Source organism: Streptococcus sp. SCPM-O-B-15294 (M123), from assembly GCF_058200455.1.
The window spans coordinates 116097-132218 of sequence record NZ_JBYQGU010000006.1 but is presented as its reverse complement, the minus strand read 5'-3'; the positions used below and the strand labels follow the sequence as shown (position 1 = coordinate 132218).

At 33.6% G+C, this 16122-nt stretch carries 15 protein-coding genes; all 15 read right to left on the bottom strand.

The genetic code is table 11. The annotated features are described in order from the left end of the window. Positions 1 to 115: 115 nt before the first annotated feature. Positions 116 to 286: a hypothetical protein gene (locus tag AC3E8G_RS05860; RefSeq protein ID WP_000873143.1), complete on the bottom strand. Its 171-nt coding sequence runs from the start codon at positions 284 to 286 to the stop codon at positions 116 to 118. Positions 287 to 1048: 762 nt separating this feature from the next. Further along, positions 1049 to 1927 (bottom strand): aminoglycoside phosphotransferase family protein, encoded by an 879-nt coding sequence (locus AC3E8G_RS05855; RefSeq protein WP_004252845.1) that lies wholly within the window; start codon positions 1925 to 1927, stop codon positions 1049 to 1051. A 526-nt stretch (positions 1928 to 2453) separates the two neighbouring features. Then, positions 2454 to 3821: a sensor histidine kinase gene (locus AC3E8G_RS05850; RefSeq protein ID WP_023918143.1), complete on the bottom strand. Its 1368-nt coding sequence runs from the start codon at positions 3819 to 3821 to the stop codon at positions 2454 to 2456. After that, positions 3812 to 4471, bottom strand: coding sequence for a response regulator transcription factor (locus AC3E8G_RS05845; protein WP_004252839.1), 660 nt, complete (start codon positions 4469 to 4471; stop codon positions 3812 to 3814). Before AC3E8G_RS05845 ends, AC3E8G_RS05850 begins: the two co-directional genes overlap by 10 nt. A gap of 75 nt (positions 4472 to 4546) precedes the next feature. Further along, complete coding sequence (gene pcfG, locus AC3E8G_RS05840) at positions 4547 to 5287, bottom strand: lantibiotic protection ABC transporter permease PcfG (RefSeq protein WP_049517878.1); 741 nt, start codon at positions 5285 to 5287, stop codon at positions 4547 to 4549. Then, a complete protein-coding gene (pcfE, locus tag AC3E8G_RS05835; RefSeq protein ID WP_004252835.1) occupies positions 5287 to 6027 on the bottom strand; it encodes a lantibiotic protection ABC transporter permease PcfE in 741 nt (246 codons plus the stop codon). Before pcfE ends, pcfG begins: the two co-directional genes overlap by 1 nt. A gap of 4 nt (positions 6028 to 6031) precedes the next feature. Continuing rightward, positions 6032 to 6733 (bottom strand): lantibiotic protection ABC transporter ATP-binding protein PcfF, encoded by a 702-nt coding sequence (pcfF, locus tag AC3E8G_RS05830; protein ID WP_490677236.1) that lies wholly within the window; start codon positions 6731 to 6733, stop codon positions 6032 to 6034. Positions 6734 to 7019: 286 nt separating this feature from the next. After that, the gene (locus AC3E8G_RS05825; RefSeq protein WP_004252832.1) at positions 7020 to 7619 is read right to left on the bottom strand and encodes a hypothetical protein; all 600 of its coding nucleotides are present in this window, start codon (positions 7617 to 7619) and stop codon (positions 7020 to 7022) included. A 652-nt stretch (positions 7620 to 8271) separates the two neighbouring features. Beyond that, positions 8272 to 9753 carry an LA2681 family HEPN domain-containing protein gene (locus AC3E8G_RS05820; protein ID WP_004252828.1) on the bottom strand — a complete coding sequence of 494 codons (1482 nt, stop codon included), beginning with the start codon at positions 9751 to 9753 and terminating at the stop codon, positions 8272 to 8274. A 128-nt stretch (positions 9754 to 9881) separates the two neighbouring features. After that, the gene (locus tag AC3E8G_RS05815; protein WP_004252826.1) at positions 9882 to 11639 is read right to left on the bottom strand and encodes a DUF4365 domain-containing protein; all 1758 of its coding nucleotides are present in this window, start codon (positions 11637 to 11639) and stop codon (positions 9882 to 9884) included. Between the two features lie 411 nt (positions 11640 to 12050). Further along, a complete protein-coding gene (locus AC3E8G_RS05810; protein ID WP_490677235.1) occupies positions 12051 to 13034 on the bottom strand; it encodes an acetylxylan esterase in 984 nt (327 codons plus the stop codon). A 105-nt stretch (positions 13035 to 13139) separates the two neighbouring features. Continuing rightward, positions 13140 to 13907 carry an alpha/beta hydrolase gene (locus AC3E8G_RS05805; protein WP_490677234.1) on the bottom strand — a complete coding sequence of 256 codons (768 nt, stop codon included), beginning with the start codon at positions 13905 to 13907 and terminating at the stop codon, positions 13140 to 13142. Positions 13908 to 13972: 65 nt separating this feature from the next. Beyond that, on the bottom strand, positions 13973 to 15544 hold the full coding sequence (ffh, locus tag AC3E8G_RS05800; protein ID WP_490677233.1) for a signal recognition particle protein: 1572 nt from the start codon (positions 15542 to 15544) through the stop codon (positions 13973 to 13975). Between the two features lie 19 nt (positions 15545 to 15563). After that, complete coding sequence (locus AC3E8G_RS05795; RefSeq protein ID WP_154858132.1) at positions 15564 to 15779, bottom strand: 2-oxoglutarate:acceptor oxidoreductase; 216 nt, start codon at positions 15777 to 15779, stop codon at positions 15564 to 15566. Between the two features lie 2 nt (positions 15780 to 15781). Continuing rightward, complete coding sequence (locus AC3E8G_RS05790) at positions 15782 to 16114, bottom strand: putative DNA-binding protein (RefSeq protein ID WP_003001435.1); 333 nt, start codon at positions 16112 to 16114, stop codon at positions 15782 to 15784. Positions 16115 to 16122 lie beyond the last annotated feature (8 nt).

Sequence of the window (16122 nt, the reverse complement as noted above, 5' to 3'; positions counted from 1 at the left end):
TCTTAAACGCATTGAGGCTGTCATAGTTTCGGTTCCTCCTACATCTTTGTTTATATCAATTTATAGTATAACACAACAAGATGATATGTTCAATATAAAAGTTATGGAATGAGACTCATACTTCCAATTCGATGCCAGATTTAAAGGATATGACGAAGTTTTCTTCATAGACTGTAACGCTCTGGATTATCTTCCTTAGTAGCAAGCGATTAGCTTTCACAAAATCTTCTGTTTGTAGTTTTAAAAATTCATCAGGATTTTCTAACTCAACCTCAAAATATTTCATTTTACATTCCCTCATTTCATTTATTGATAAATTGAGTTTGCAAAAAAGAGTGGACAATTTTTGTCTACTCTTAACCTTTAAAATAGTTTTTTTTAATCGATTTGAAGTTGCCTAAATTATTACTTATTCGGTAAAATGAAGTATTGCTTTCAACAGATTTCCTTCAACTACACTTCACTTGATTCAAACAAGGTGGGTACATTTCTATTCCCACAAACTCCTTGTCAATGGAAACAAACACGTACCCACAGGGTAAATGGAAATAGAAACTGATAATTTCTAGCTATCACTTCTACTCATTCCAAAAATTTTCTCACTCTGATACTTACCCACCATAAAGCAAAAAGCCTTGCAATCAAGGCTTTCATTATCCCTTTCGTTCAAAGGTTTCTAAGCTTTTACGAGCAGAGCGACACACTCAGCGGTTCGCTATCTCCGTTCTGTCTGCGTGCTAGCACTTGTCAATCACGGACAGCTATCGCATGGGCGGAAGTAAATGCTAATCTTCGTCGTTTTACTCCTTGACTAGCAAACTTACCGCCTCAACATGTGGTGCTAGTATACTCCTATATTAAAGAACGAAAGTAACTGAGTTGTTGTTTAAAATTAAAATGTAGAATGAAACTATTTTATAGTTACCATTTTTCAACTTTATAGCTGATAATTGTCACTTAAAAAATTTACTTGCTAACTTGTAAACTTGTTGAGTCTCTTTACTTTTAACGTCCCAACTACCAAATTCTTCTTTAATCAACTCTTTTATTATTCAGCTTTTTTCTCAATCAAATACCAACTAGGAATGATTTGCTTCATATCATCATACCATTCTAAAATTTCCTTAGCTTGATTTTGCATTACTGATATTTCTTCAACTCCGTAAGGAACAGACCATGGAAGAGCACCAACTATGTTATTTAGAATATAGATAGCAAGAAGTTTCCAAAATAAATCTGGAACCTTATGATCAAAATATCCATCTATCATACCAGAGGCAAAAGAAGGTGAAACTTGAGCAGACCATACAATACGATTGAATTCCTCCCAAGGATCTCCAAGGTCAAATCGATCAAAGTCAATGACATAAATATTACGATCTTCACCAATCATGAAATTCCCGATATGATAATCTCCATGTTGGAAAACCTGAGGTCTATCTTTTAATAATTCTCTATTTGCATTTAAAAAATCAATAAAAATCTGACCATTCTCGTATTGAACGGGGCATTCTTTGTATTTTTTGATTTTGTCATCAATTTTACGATTAAAAAAGGGTTCCCAATCTTCACGAACTTCTGTAACAGGAAGTGAATGAATTTTTCGAAGTATACTTCCTGCTTCTACTCCGTAAGTGTATTGTTGTTCTTTCGAAACAGTTAAAATGGTTTCTCTTGCATCTTTCCCGTCTATCCATTCGTGTAAAGAATGCACTTCATCATCACAGAGTTCTATACTAATCGGTTTACACATCGGAATTCCAAGAGAAGCTACTTTCTCCATCATATCATATTCAGATTTTTTAGAATCTAACTTCTCCTTATCAGAAACACGCAAGAAATATTTTTGCTGATTTTGATCTGTCACACAATATTTTTTATCATCTGACCAGCCTTTATTTATGGCTATCTTACTAATAAAATTCATCAAGCACTCTCCGATTCACTTTCCAACACTTCTTGCAGTTTTCACTAGTAACCCATCCAGTTCGTCTACACTTTAGTTTCCAATATGTAAAAATATCTTAATAATACGCTATCTAGTTGCTTTCCCTAATAATAAAGTTAAAATGTGTCTCACCGTATCTGAAAGCTGATAAACTAAATCGATATAAAATTCAGTTGATGATTTAATAATCATATCAATTGTTTTCATACTTTCTACTTCCTAATCAACTTTCAAATATATAGCGTTTTCATTATTTTCTTATCCTATTATATCATTATTCAAAATAAAAAACTGCAACTTACTAGTTGCAGTTAAACACAGATTTTCTTCCGTTCCTACTAGAAATTTATAAGTTAACATTTAGAATTTGTTCAGTTATCAAAGTTCATTTAGCTTTCTACTATGTAAGATTCTTGCTTGATAGCGGAGTAAATTTTCTATTCTACACCAAAAGCAAAAAGGATATATTTTTAATAAATTCCATTTGAAAACAATTCCTGTTCTATTATAGTAATGGTAATTCTAACTTTACACTTGCACCATGTTTATCCGAGTTGTTTTCTAATATGATGCGTCCATTATGTAATAACATTATTTTCCAAGAATTATATAAACCTAAACCATAGTTTGTAGCTGAATGTCTACTCTTATCTCCACGGTAAAATTGCTCCGTTCCTCGTTTTAAATCCTCATTAGAAAATCCTGGGCCTTCGTCTATCACAGATATTGAAAGTATCTTATCTGTAGTCATTATTAGTAATTCAATGTTGGATTTGTCTGGTGAATATTGAATAGCATTACTAAATATATTTTGAATGACTCTTTCAAATAATTGTATATCTATCATTACATCTGAATCTTCACAATTAATAGATTTAGATATAGTACGGTCATGTATTAGTGTAATCTCTCTCGCTATTTCACTAACTCTTTCGATTATTTCTGACACCTTTACTTTTTGTAAATTCAACGAGTTTAATTTAATTGACTGATTCATCTCCATCAGAGCTTTTGTATAATCTGATATACGTGTTGAATTTTTTATAATGTACGCTACATAATCTTTTTGTTCATCAGTTAGATCAGTTACCTTTAACAATTCAGCATTACCTTGGACAATAGAAACCGGAGTTTTTAAGTCATGCATTAATGCCGATATCTGACTTCTCTTATTCTCTTCTTTAATCCAATTCTCTCTTAATGAATCACTTAAGGCTTTTTTCATTATATCAAGGCTATTTAAGACATCATTAAATTCTTTGATATTTGAACTTCCTATTTCAAAGTCTAATTCATGGTTGGCGATTTTATCTGATGCATCTAGCATTGGAGATAATTGCCTTGTTATTCGTTTTGCCCAGATTAGAGTAGCCACAAATGCACTCATTAAAAAGAAAATGATTAATAAAAATATTAATAGTAAATCTATGCTAGGGAAATATTTTTCCATCCAATCATTATTGTAGCGTGGCTCTAGTGAATAATGGATTAATACATATCCATCATTCCTTTTAAATTCTATAAATGAAGAAGATGGAGTTGAAAATCCCTCATGATTGTGAAAATTCTTAGCTTTCAGTTGAATAGCTTCATCCATATTAGTTTTTATCACTTCACCATCTGGCGATAAAAACATATAGCTAGCTCCTTTAGGTATCAATGCTTCATCAAAGTCAATTTTATTTAAAATTTTATATTTATCTTTTTGTAATAAATTTTCTGTATGGTTAGCCGGAACAATCAAACCAACACTATAAAACGCTGTAAAAGTTAATAAAGCTAGTACGATGGCACATCCTAAACCAACTCCAACAGTCATTAAGTATTTAAGAAATACTATTTTGAGCGACTGTCCTTTTCTAATTAATTCCATTTATAACCAATCCCCCAAACTGTAGAAATTGGATTTTCACCAAATTTTAAGAACTTTGCTCTAATATTTTTTACATGTTCTGATATGGCAGAAGAATCACCAATCCCATCAAATCCAAAAATCATTTCATATATTTGTTCTCTTGAAAAAACTTGTCCCTTTCTCTTTGCTAAAAGTTTAGAAATTTGATACTCAGACTTTGTCAGATGAATTTCTTCTTCCTTCACAAATACTTGATTGGAGGATAAATCAAATCTTATATTCCCTAGGTTTAAACTCGAATGTTTTTCTCTTTGTTCTCTTCTCAGATGAGCTTCTACCCTTGCTAACAATTCACCAACACCAAATGGTTTGGTAATATAGTCATCTCCTCCACTTAATAAGCCATCTACTATATCCGTTTCCATTGCTTTTGCAGTTAAAAAGATAATCGGACAATCCACTTTGCTACGTATATTTTTACAATAGCTGATTCCATCAACCTCTGGCATCATTACATCAAGTAATATTAAGTCATATTTCCCCAAACTATTTTCATCAATATCTACCGTGGTTTGGTAAATATCAACAATATGATCTCCTTTTATTAAAATATTCTTGATTAGAGTCAGCATATCTAATTCATCATCTATAGCAAGAATTCTTGCCATACCAAACCACCTCCATATTTATAAATATTTTATTATTATTATACCATATTCCATTTACAAATACATTTAGAGCTATTATTCACTGATTGACTTTCCACCCCACCTATTGAACCATAATAAAGAGCCAGTAAAAATGACTACTGTAATAGGTATTGCTACATAGCCCCACATGGTAAACTCTTTAATTAAATATGAGCTATCAGCCAATTCACTTCCAACAATATATGTTGCAGATAATCTCGATGCCCAAGTACAAGGTAAATAATACCAGATATTTTCACCTAAATTGGTTATTGAAAGTAAAGCAATCAACGTTTCCACAAATCCCAATCCAATAGATGCACCACCACCTAACATAAGTGATACGCATAAATGAATCATATATGTAGATAAACATCCTATAAAAACTAATAATAATTCAATTAACCAAGCCATAGTCGCTTGATTACCAAATAGCATTGCAAATATAAAAACTGCTAAACTTATAGAAAATAGAAAACTCAATAAGAGCATTATAAGTTTTCCGCCATAAGCCTTGCTTCTGGATTTTGTAGTTGATAGAATCACTTGAAATCGTCCAGCACTTGCTTCCATGTCAACAACCTTAGATGTGATAGCACCAAATATTATTGGTAAGATAGCACCTAAAAGCACAAAATAATTCAGTATGATATCCATATCAGAAAAATTTTTTAGACTTGTAAATGTTGCTGCTCCATAAAATATTAGTGCATATAAAACAGGTAAGATAAAGTGAGCCCAGGGAATCCATGTATGCTTCAATTTATAAAACTCTGATTTTAATATTTTCATCATTACTTCACCTCTTGCTTAGAAAACCATTTTGCAGTAATGAAAGTCAATAATGTAAACAAACATATTGATAAAATACAAGGAACAAGTAAGGATGTGTTTAAAATCATTGGATCTGATACTTCTGTTGGGATACCGTTCGGTAAAATACGCATAACGGGTACCATCAATCTAATCCCCCAAGAATAAGGGCAATAAATCCACATAGAACCGTCAGCTAACAAAATTCCTAACACAAGACCTAATACAGCGTTTACTACAATGCTTGCTATAAACCCAAACTTTTTAGCCAGGAAAAAACAAAATGGAACTTGCCATATGTTAGTTATAACCAATAATACACTTGCGAATAATAATGTCGTGAATGCATAGTTTCCTGTTAATTGTTCTCCAATGAAAAATTGAAAAACAAATACTCCTAGCATATGCAAAATAGCAGTTATACTTAGATAAATTGAAGCTGTTAATATTTTTGAAATCCATATCGTTTTTAAATCAATATTGAGTGGAAAAATTGCTCGGTAGTTTAATTTTCTCTCTTCTTTTCTATGCATCATTGCTGGTATTAAAGCGAAAGTTGCTGGCATAATCATCACATACCACCAATTATATGCATTTACACTAAAATATAATGGCATTAATACAAACGCAACAAGTAAAGATATAATTGGTGCAATAAATAATATCTTCAACAAAAAACTGTGTTTGTGTTTCAAAGTTTCTGCAAAAATATAATTTTTCATTAATCTATACTCTCTTTCCATTCTTTACAACATCCATAAAAAGTTCTTCTAAATTTTCATTATGATCAATGATGTTTTGATATTTTAATTCTCCATCATGAATAATTCCTATGTGATCTGCAGTATGTTCTACTTCTGCCAGAATATGGCTTGATAAAATCACTGTTATCCCTTTTTCAGGAAAACTACGTATCAAATCACGTAATTCTTGAATTCCTAATGGATCTAATCCGTTTGTCGGTTCATCTAGTATCAATAGTTTAGGATTATTTAATAAAGCAATTGCAATACCTAATCTTTGTTTCATCCCCAAAGAAAATTGACCGCTTTTCTTTTTTCCGGTATTTTTTAAATCTACAATTTCTAAAACTTCATCAATTCTTGCTTCAGGCAATCCAAGTAATAATGTTCTAACTTTAAGATTTTCTCTTGCACTTAAATTTTCGTATAAGGGTGGCATCTCGATTAAAGCACCAATATCTAATAAATCATTTCTACTCCATTCATGTCCTTCAAACATAATTTCACCTGACGTCTTGTGTAACATACCTGTAATCATCTTTAATGTCGTAGATTTACCTGCACCATTAGGTCCTAGTAATCCATATACTGAATTTTCCTCAATTTTTAATGACACATTATTTACAGCTTTTTGTTTTCCAAAAACTTTTGTTAGCTCATTTGTTTCTAAAATATATTTGTTCATATTTTATTCCTCCTTTAATCTTGTAAATAGTATAAAAAATAATTTTAAGGATTCTGTAAGGAAAAAATATTTTTAAAAAGTAGCAAGAAAATTCTAATATATTAAATGTTTTGCATTTTTTTCTTTAGTCTTTTATGCCATATTTCATATACTTCATAAATAAAAAAGGCAGAACCAGAGTTCTGCCATAAATAACCATTATTTATCTTACAACTTCAATCTCCACCTTACTCTAAATCAAATTTTAAGGAATTGAAGTATTCTCTTTTTAATCCTATAGATATGCCTATTCTGTTCGAGTTTCAGCTAAATATATTCTCCATTCAGCTAATTCTTCAGGCAAATCATAAACAGTTTTTCCATTACATTCATAGATTTCAGAGATTCCTGGTGAGGTCTTAGAAAAAGTTTTCCAAGCTGTCACTAGTTCTTCTACAAATTGAATATTATGAGGTTCAAAAAAGTCATTAAATTTCGATAGTTCTTTACTATAAATTGTCACAACATTATAGCTATCAAGCATGATCTCATCATGACTTTTATGCCCACCAAATCCAAACTTACTTAGTCCATCATTAACAAGCAAATCACCGTATCTAATCAACAGTTCTAGGCATTCCTCTCTTGAACAACCATCAATATAATAAACATCCTTATGGGATTCCTTGATAATATTCTTTGCTATTACTTTTTCTCTATCAATACTGACAGGCAATTCCAAAATAAAAAACAAGGGCTCGTCATGAATCGCAATAAAGTGTTGAAAAACCTCTAATATTTTTTCTGAGTGTACATTCGCCATCAAATGATGTTCAGTTAACTTTGTAAATGATTCAAACAGGTTTTCTACCAAGGTAACTCGGTGACCTTTTACTAAATTCAACATTATGCGTCCTCCAGAGTATTTAGACAATATCCACATTTATAATTACATTATACCATTAAACCCCTAAAAAGACTGCAACTTCCCAGTCACAGTCTCTTATAAATCTACCTCAGTTCCTTCAAGGAAAGTTATTACAATTTGTCCAGCTTCTGAAATAGATTGATAGCATGTCAGACTATAGTATCCAGAAGCCATACTTGAACTATTACTCTGATTCTTACCCTCTATTCGATTAGAGAAGCTACCTTCACGCTTTTCATTATTTCTTTCGTTCACTTTTAAGAGCAGAGAAACACTCTCAGCGGTTCGCTGTTACCGTATCGTTTCGTCGTAAATTCCTTACTCTAAGACAGCTGTCCCATGGGCAGAACATCTTCTTCTACCTCGCTGATGCTTCAGCTCGTACAAGCAGTGATACCGCCTCAACGTGAGTTTTAGAGGACTAAATGGAGTCTGAATTGCCTGATAGAGATGTAGTATTGATTAAGCAATCAACAAATAATGTACAAAACAAAAATAAAGTACACTGCTTAATGAGTGTACTTTATCCTTCTAATTCAGTTTTATCAATGGTTTAGCTCTAGTTAAGTCGATTAGTTAAATGAATTTAGACTATTGCTTTTTATAACGACCATAAATTGTATGCTTAATGCTATAATTTATCTTCCAAATCTACTTCTTCATAATTTATCGGAATTAAAGCAACTTCACTGCTTAGAGTAGATTGTTTTTCATTTTCACTTATTTGAATGGCATTTTTTAATGAAAAAATAACTTCTCTTACAAGATTTAATAAATCTAATGTACACTCTTGCAATTCAATTTCAGTTAGATATAATCTGCTTTCGTCATTGTCTTTATTTACATCAATAAAATTCAATGTAATATTAGTAAATCTATGCTCTAAATAATTTCTAATAGTTTTTAATAGCTTTGCGTGTGGATTTGCTGTTAAAGAATTATCACCATTATCAAAATCTTTCGATATCCAGAATATAGAAGACAAACCAATATTTTTATCCAACAATTTATTTAAATTACTATTTGTTCTCCAGATTGAATGAAAATTTACTTGTCGAGGCATGATTTTTAGACAATAATATTCATTTATAAGCATTGCTACTTTATCTAATAATGAATATAGTGTTTTAAAAGCTGCTTTTAATCCTTCAATTCTGATAGAGTATTGTACGTAGTCTAGACAATCAATAAGATTAACATACTCGTCAGCATAATGAACCGAATCAATCTCAATGCTATTAAAACAGAGATAACGCGCATAAACATATTCTTGCTTAATTTGATTAAACATAGAAAAATATTTGTTTAAATCTTTATCTGATTGAAATAATAAACTTGGTAGTAAAAGATTATCATCATATCTATTTATATCGTCAGCTTGTAAGTCATTAAGTGGATTAAGATACAGCCCGTTGTTCCAACACCATTCGCGATACTTTTGTGAATTAGGATTATAATCGATGGTTTTACAAGAGCATTCATCTAAGTCTTTATAATTAAGATATTGTTCGTAAAGTTCAATAAATCGCTTTTCTGCATAATCAACTCTGTTTGGATCTGAAACAGTTATACTTGTTTCTATTAAATTTTTAATTTTTTTAATAAAGTGAAGATGTTCGTTATCATTCAAAAAATTACGATAATGATGTAGACAAATAGCCAAGTTACCACTAGCCATTGTGAATCTTGGATTGATTTGTATACATTTACAATACATCTTAATAGCTAACTGTTTTCTACCACAAGCATCTAATAGATTTGCGTAATTGGTGTATAGTGAACATAATAATGGGTGAATAAAGCTATTGTTCTCAGGATCTATATCAATATTATTTGAAATTTCGATAGCTTTTCTAAAGTAATAAATTTGTTGAACTGTACAATCGGTATCTATGTTGAATACTAGGTTATTACTTAGTTCAAATATATCACCATATGCTGTCCCAATAGAATAAAATAATTGAATTTTGGAAATATCATCAATAGTATTTTCCATATTTTTTCCAAATTCTATTAGTCTATAGATTTCCACTATATTTTTATGTTTAAAAGCATTATCGAAATCCTTTGACAATTTAAGTACACTATGATTAATTGGATTATTTGTTAACATCTTCATCCTAAATATTTCGATTTTAAATTTGATTTTCCTTTATTTTCTTGTTCTTCAACTAACATATCAGATAAAAACTCTTTTATCATATTAAGATTAAGAAAAATTCGAGTTGCAATAAATTTAAGTTATAATACCTTATATAAATTATAAATAGGGTAAACCTGATATCTTTCTTGAGTTTCTTTATCTAACTTAGTCCAAAATAAATCAGCTTGTGGTTTTGATTTTAATAACACTGATGCACCAAAACAAATTTCATCATTATCTTTATTATTTAATAAAATATTAGTAAGCTTCTCTATTTCAGTATTATCTAATTCACGATTTCTATATTTAATTTGAAGATCATTTATGATGCTTATGCTATTTTCTTTTATATGGTTCATGTTCCAGTCAGAAAGACGTTGAGCCCAGTTAAGCAACTGTTCTTTTTTTGAAACTTCTTCTGTCATATCGGCTGCAGCAACTATTTTTATTATGGTATCGTCAGCACACACGTTTTCTACACTACAGTCAACTAATCTTTGGTATGAGGCAATAACCGAATCAAAGTTACAGTTATCAATTGTTAACCAATCTTCGGGCCTAAAAACCTCAAATAAAGAAATATCCTCATCCTCGCCTCTCCTGCACCAAGGAGTTTCAGTGAAAATATCTATCATAGTTCCATTATTACCTTCATGAAATGCATATAGAGTACTAATATGTATGTTAGCAATCTTAAGATTAAACAATTTCGATTCCTCGTAATTTAACGCCACCTTGTTTTTTAATACTAGACCTGAATTAAGGATATTTAAATTTCTTTGAGATTGTTCATTAAAGAGGGATAAATCAAGCTCTTTTTTTATCCCCATTTTCTTTATGAAATTTGATATTTTCGACAATTCTTTTATATGGCTATCTAAATCAAGCGAATTAATATCCGATAAAGACCGTTCATCTAGTTCTATACTAATACCATTGAGTGTGAAAAATCCTACTTTTCCTAGTTCTTTAAGTGCCTGAGTACACTTTATAGCATCTGACAGCATATTAGGTCTTGAATAATTAAATTTAGGTTGAGCTTTCCCATTGTTAAAGGATATTTTAAAACCTTCCCCAAAATGAAGCTGTACCTCTCCGTCAGGAAAATAATGTCTCTCTATATCTTCAAAAATATAATCTCCTATCTCAATAATTAAATCTGTTGCTTCGAAAGTTTCAACAATCTCTATTGAATTTTCAAGTGGAATTTCGATGGCAGTTTCAGGATCCCTAAGATAAAGAAAGAGGTCGTGTTCCTTCTGGTAATTAAATATTCCTTCATGCCCCTGACCATAAAAGTAAAGCTTGATCTCTTTATTATTGGGTATATTTTCAATTGACATCCCATCGATATTTATAAAACTATGCTGTTTCTGACTATTAGTAACAAAATCAACTAACATCGAATAAATTTTTTGTTCATCTAGTTTATGAATCTGTACCGAAAGTGTTTTATAATTTGCAGACTTATTTTTTAATTTACTTCTTTTAATTATTTTCTTTATAGAAAAAGGTGGCAGTGATTTATAATAAATATCTTTTAAATTGCTATTCTCATCTAACCAAACTACGAATAAAACTACCCCACCGTTTTTTGAATACAATTCTAAATCACGCATATCTACTGGGAAAGATTTCATTGAATTGTTCTTACGTTTAGTTGCTTTAATTTGGACAGGTACTCTCCCAAATATTTCGCTCTTTTTCTCACTAGCATTTTTAAGAACATGAATTTCCCCATCCCACGCTGGAGTTTTATCATTGTTATCGAAATAAGTCTGAAGCAACTTATTTCTGTTAATAAATGTTGCCAGATATGAAACGCCTAACGTTTCAATTTGTCTATTATTTGCCAAATTATCACCTCATAACATAACACTATGTATTATTTATTATACCATCAACAAAATAAAAATCTATATCTTGTGTTCAATTGAAACTTAAATAAGCTTCAAAAAATGTACAATTGAACCACCACTTCTTCTACACCTATTAGAGTCGAAAATGTACAAATCAATTTCTTCGATTAGATGATATTATGTACTAGAAAACATACAAAATAACACTCCAGAATAATGTACAAAATAAAAATAAAGTACACTATTTAAAGAATGTACTTTATGCTTCTAATTCATTTGTATCAATGGTTTAAGTCTTGTTTGGTCAATTGTACATAAATTTTTAGTTTTCTTTCTATAATAGATCCCTTTTAAACACAATAAAATCAGCAAATCTCATGGATTTACTGATTGTTTTTCTTTTCTAACTTATTTTTCTACATATCGAAATGGAATCTTGCTTCCACAGAGCCAATTATAGACTCGGTCATTGACTTGTACATTCATAGCTTCATGAGCATATTCTGGCATGATTAAATGCTCTTTTGGACATTCTAATCGATTATAAATGGCAAACTGCGTTTCTGGATAACAGACATCATCATCTAGTCCTGTAATCATGTGAACTTGTCCTTTGATACGATGGGCAAAGTTTTTCACATCAATATAGGCCAAAGTCTGTATCAAACGATCTTCCGTTTCGTGGAATGGATCATGGAACTTGAAATAACGGAAAAGCTCGTCATAGGCCTCGCTGGTGTTCCCGATCTCTAATACCCGTCTGAAATCCGATAAGAATGGATAAATGGCTACCGTTCGGCAAATTCGTGGATTCAATCCTGCAGCAACTAAAGCCAGGGCACCACCTTGAGAGGCTCCATAGCTAGCAAGTTTGCTGTCATCTACTTGAGGAAGGCTGGCTACGATTTCAATTAACTGGTAAAGATCCAAGTAGATATCCTTATAAAAGAGCTCATTTGGACCTTCCACAGCTCCACGGATAATCTGTCCTTTTACCGTATTTCCAAGTGGTGAGCGATTTCCGTCTGTTGAATAGCCTGACTGCCCTCTCACGTCCATAGTCACAACACCATAGCCCGCTACTGTATAAGCCAGCATGTCAGACCAATCCCAACAACGACCCATATAGCCATGAAAATGGAAAATAACGGGAATCTTTTGATCCGTTTTTGGGAAAACAACCCGCGCATAAACAAGCCCATCTCGTGTTCCTTTAAAGGTTAATTCATAACAAGCAACATTTGGAATGCTGAAATCTCGTTCTTCAAGCTTGTATTCAGGCAGTTCAGTCATCTTTGCTAGAGCTTGATCCCAAAAAGCATCAAAATCTGCGGGAACCTCATCCCGTCCCTTGTAATCTTTCATTGTTTCTAATAATTTGGGATCTTTCATAAAATCCTCCTTAAGTATGTGTAATCGCTACCAAAAATGTACCATATTTACTTAAGGATTGCAAGAGACAAATAAAAATTACATAACCGAAATTATGTAATTTACTTACAGATTCAAAAATAGACTTAATTGTTTCACTAGATCTGGATTAGTGGGTAAAGCTGAATGATGAGCTTTACGACCGTTTAAATTCACTTCTGTATAGGCTTGTTTCTCAAAAATAGATTGTGCTGCTTGTGCACTAGAAAGGGGGACGATCCCGTCTGATTTTCCAGCAAAGCTACCGACAAAGTTAAGGACCTCTACTTCTTTATCTAATCGATGCTTCCATTTTTGAAAATCGTCATACATTTCTTGATTGAATTGGTAAGGACTACCAATAATAGCGAGCTTCCTTACGGTCAGTTTTTTCTTTTCTAAAAAACCACTTTCCAATAAGCCAGTCAAAACTAGTCCACCATTGGAGTGCCCAACTGCCTTGAACTCTGTAAAATAATAGTGATCAAGGAGGTAGGTGATGGCGATCTTAAGGGATTCGATTTGCTGCTTGATATTGCTGTAGCCATCTCGATTGTTCTCGAAGCCAATCACAATCATCGGATTCGGCTCTTTCGTATTCAGTCTTCCCTTCATTTCTATAGAATCATCTTTATTGACTTTTATTTTTAAGAGACTTTGCTTTTTTCTAGAAAAGCGATGGAGCATGCGGATGGTTCCATTGAATCGCTGGATACTAGCTGAACTCCCAGGTACAAAGATGATCGGTCTGATCGGTGGTTTCTTCGATCCTTTTGGGAATTCAAAGGGCTTGCTGTGCGAAGAAAACAGTCTTACAAAGAAACGAATGACTTGTTGAAATAGTTTTTTTAACATGATCCTCTAGTAGTAGTTTCTAAAAGAACCCAGAACAGTGCGTTCCAGGCCCTTATTAGAAACTTTTATTTCCGTTTTTTCTTATTTTTGCGCATTTGTTTGGCCATCTTGTTCATCGCCCGTTTCATCATGAATTCACCGGCTTTTCCTTTGAGACCACCGCCAAACATTTGGCTCATGTCAGGCATTCCAGCGCCTCCGCCAAGAGCTGACAAGTCAGGCATGCCACCTTGTCCCATCATGCCTTCGAGGGCAGACATATCAGGCATTCCACCAGGCATATTCTTCGGCATGTTATTTGGATTTAGCCCCATTTGTTTCATCATCTTGTTCATATCGCCAGAGAGGACGCCTTGCATCATCTGTTTGGCTTGGTTAAAGTCCTTGATGAATTTATTGACTTCGACAAAGCTATTTCCTGATCCAGCAGCAATCCGACGACGACGGCTTGGATTCAACAAATCTGGATTTTCCCGTTCAGCTGGTGTCATGGATGATACGATCGCCCGTTTGCGAGCAATTTCTCGTTCATCGACCTTGAGGTTCTTCATGGCAGGGTTATTGGCCATACCTGGAAGCATCTTGAGCAGATCTTCCATTGGCCCCATGTTTTGAACTTGGTCTAACTGATCAATGAAATCGTTAAAGTCGAAGGTATTTTCCCTCATCTTCTCAGCGAGTTCAAGAGAGCGTTTCTCATCGTATTCTTGAGAAGCCTTCTCGATCAGCGTCAGCATATCCCCCATACCGAGGATCCGACCAGACATACGGTCTGGGTGGAAGGTTTCGATATCGGTGATTTTTTCACCAGTACCAGTGAACTTGATTGGCTTACCAGTAATCTGACGAACAGAAAGGGCTGCACCACCACGGGTATCCCCGTCGATCTTGGTCAAGATCACCCCGGTCACTTCGAGTTGTTCATTGAACTCACGCGCCACATTGGCCGCTTCTTGACCGATCATGGCATCGACAACCAAGAGGATTTCGTTTGGCTCGGCAAGAGCTTTAACGTCGCGCAACTCAGCCATGAGTTTTTCATCGATTTGCAGACGACCGGCCGTATCGATCAAGACATAGTCATTGTGGTTGGCTCTCGCCTGCTCCAGACCTTGACGAACGATCTCTACTGCAGGCACTTCTGTACCGAGTGAGAAGACAGGGACATTGATCTGCTGACCAAGGGTCTTCAACTGGTCGATGGCCGCTGGACGATAAATATCGGCCGCAATCATCAAAGGACGCGCTTTTTCTTCCTTGACTAATTTGTTAGCTAATTTCCCAGCAAAAGTTGTTTTACCAGCCCCTTGAAGACCAACCATCATGATAATGGTTGGAATCTTTGGAGATTTGATAATTTCTGCTGTTTCTGAACCCAAAATCGCTGTCAATTCTTCATCGACAATCTTCACGATTTGTTGCGCAGGGTTCAAGGTTTCGATAACTTCATGACCTACGGCCCGCTCGCGGACGCGTTTGATAAAGTCTTTTACAACTGGAAGGGCAACGTCGGCCTCTAAGAGGGCTAGACGAATCTCTTTGGTCGCCTCTTGGACATCCGCTTCAGAGATTTTCCCTTTCTTACGAAGATTTTTAAAGACGTTCTGTAAACGTTCGGTTAAACTTTCAAATGCCATTATTTTCTCCTATTTTTTTTCAATTCAGTGGATATCGTCCGAAATGTTGCAAACATTCTAGTTCTTCGGGTGTGACTTCTTTCATGATTTCATTTGGATATCCCCAACAGCTAAAACCTATTTGCATAGCTTTGGAGATATCATCGGGCGAGATAATCTGTAGTCGAGTAGGAAATACTTCCTCTGCGACTAATAGTTTGCAAGGTATTCCTTGATAAATGACGAGACTGCCCATAATCACTCCCGATTGTCAATGCTTGATAAAATTTCAACCTGCTCTTGTAGAAAAGTATCTTCCGGATAGCGTTCTAAAATCTGATCAAAAATCTGGCTGCGTACAATGTAGTCCGAGTACATGTGCAACTTCATCTCGTAATCCTCTAGAATCTTCTCTGTCCGCTTGATATTGTCATAAACCGCCTGACGACTGACCCCAAACTCTTCCGCAATCTCAGCTAAGCTGTAGTCATCTGCGTAATAAAGCTCGATATAGTTCATTTGCTTGTCCGTCAAGAGCGCTGCGTAAAACTCAAAGAGCGCATTCATTCGGTTGGTTTTCTCAATTTCCATACCTTTCA

What these genes read in the sequence shown, in the direction of transcription:
- AC3E8G_RS05860 (WP_000873143.1), bottom strand. Translation starts at nt 286, where the DNA reads ATGAAATATTTTGAGGTTGAGTTAGAAAATCCTGATGAATTTTTAAAA.
- AC3E8G_RS05855 (WP_004252845.1), bottom strand. Translation starts at nt 1,927, where the DNA reads ATGAATTTTATTAGTAAGATAGCCATAAATAAAGGCTGGTCAGATGAT.
- AC3E8G_RS05850 (WP_023918143.1), bottom strand. Translation starts at nt 3,821, where the DNA reads ATGGAATTAATTAGAAAAGGACAGTCGCTCAAAATAGTATTTCTTAAA.
- AC3E8G_RS05845 (WP_004252839.1), bottom strand. Translation starts at nt 4,471, where the DNA reads ATGGCAAGAATTCTTGCTATAGATGATGAATTAGATATGCTGACTCTA.
- pcfG (WP_049517878.1), bottom strand. Translation starts at nt 5,287, where the DNA reads ATGATGAAAATATTAAAATCAGAGTTTTATAAATTGAAGCATACATGG.
- pcfE (WP_004252835.1), bottom strand. Translation starts at nt 6,027, where the DNA reads ATGAAAAATTATATTTTTGCAGAAACTTTGAAACACAAACACAGTTTT.
- pcfF (WP_490677236.1), bottom strand. Translation starts at nt 6,733, where the DNA reads ATGAACAAATATATTTTAGAAACAAATGAGCTAACAAAAGTTTTTGGA.
- AC3E8G_RS05825 (WP_004252832.1), bottom strand. Translation starts at nt 7,619, where the DNA reads ATGTTGAATTTAGTAAAAGGTCACCGAGTTACCTTGGTAGAAAACCTG.
- AC3E8G_RS05820 (WP_004252828.1), bottom strand. Translation starts at nt 9,753, where the DNA reads ATGTTAACAAATAATCCAATTAATCATAGTGTACTTAAATTGTCAAAG.
- AC3E8G_RS05810 (WP_490677235.1), bottom strand. Translation starts at nt 13,034, where the DNA reads ATGAAAGATCCCAAATTATTAGAAACAATGAAAGATTACAAGGGACGG.
- AC3E8G_RS05805 (WP_490677234.1), bottom strand. Translation starts at nt 13,907, where the DNA reads ATGTTAAAAAAACTATTTCAACAAGTCATTCGTTTCTTTGTAAGACTG.
- ffh (WP_490677233.1), bottom strand. Translation starts at nt 15,544, where the DNA reads ATGGCATTTGAAAGTTTAACCGAACGTTTACAGAACGTCTTTAAAAAT.
- AC3E8G_RS05795 (WP_154858132.1), bottom strand. Translation starts at nt 15,779, where the DNA reads ATGGGCAGTCTCGTCATTTATCAAGGAATACCTTGCAAACTATTAGTC.
- AC3E8G_RS05790 (WP_003001435.1), bottom strand. Translation starts at nt 16,114, where the DNA reads ATGGAAATTGAGAAAACCAACCGAATGAATGCGCTCTTTGAGTTTTAC.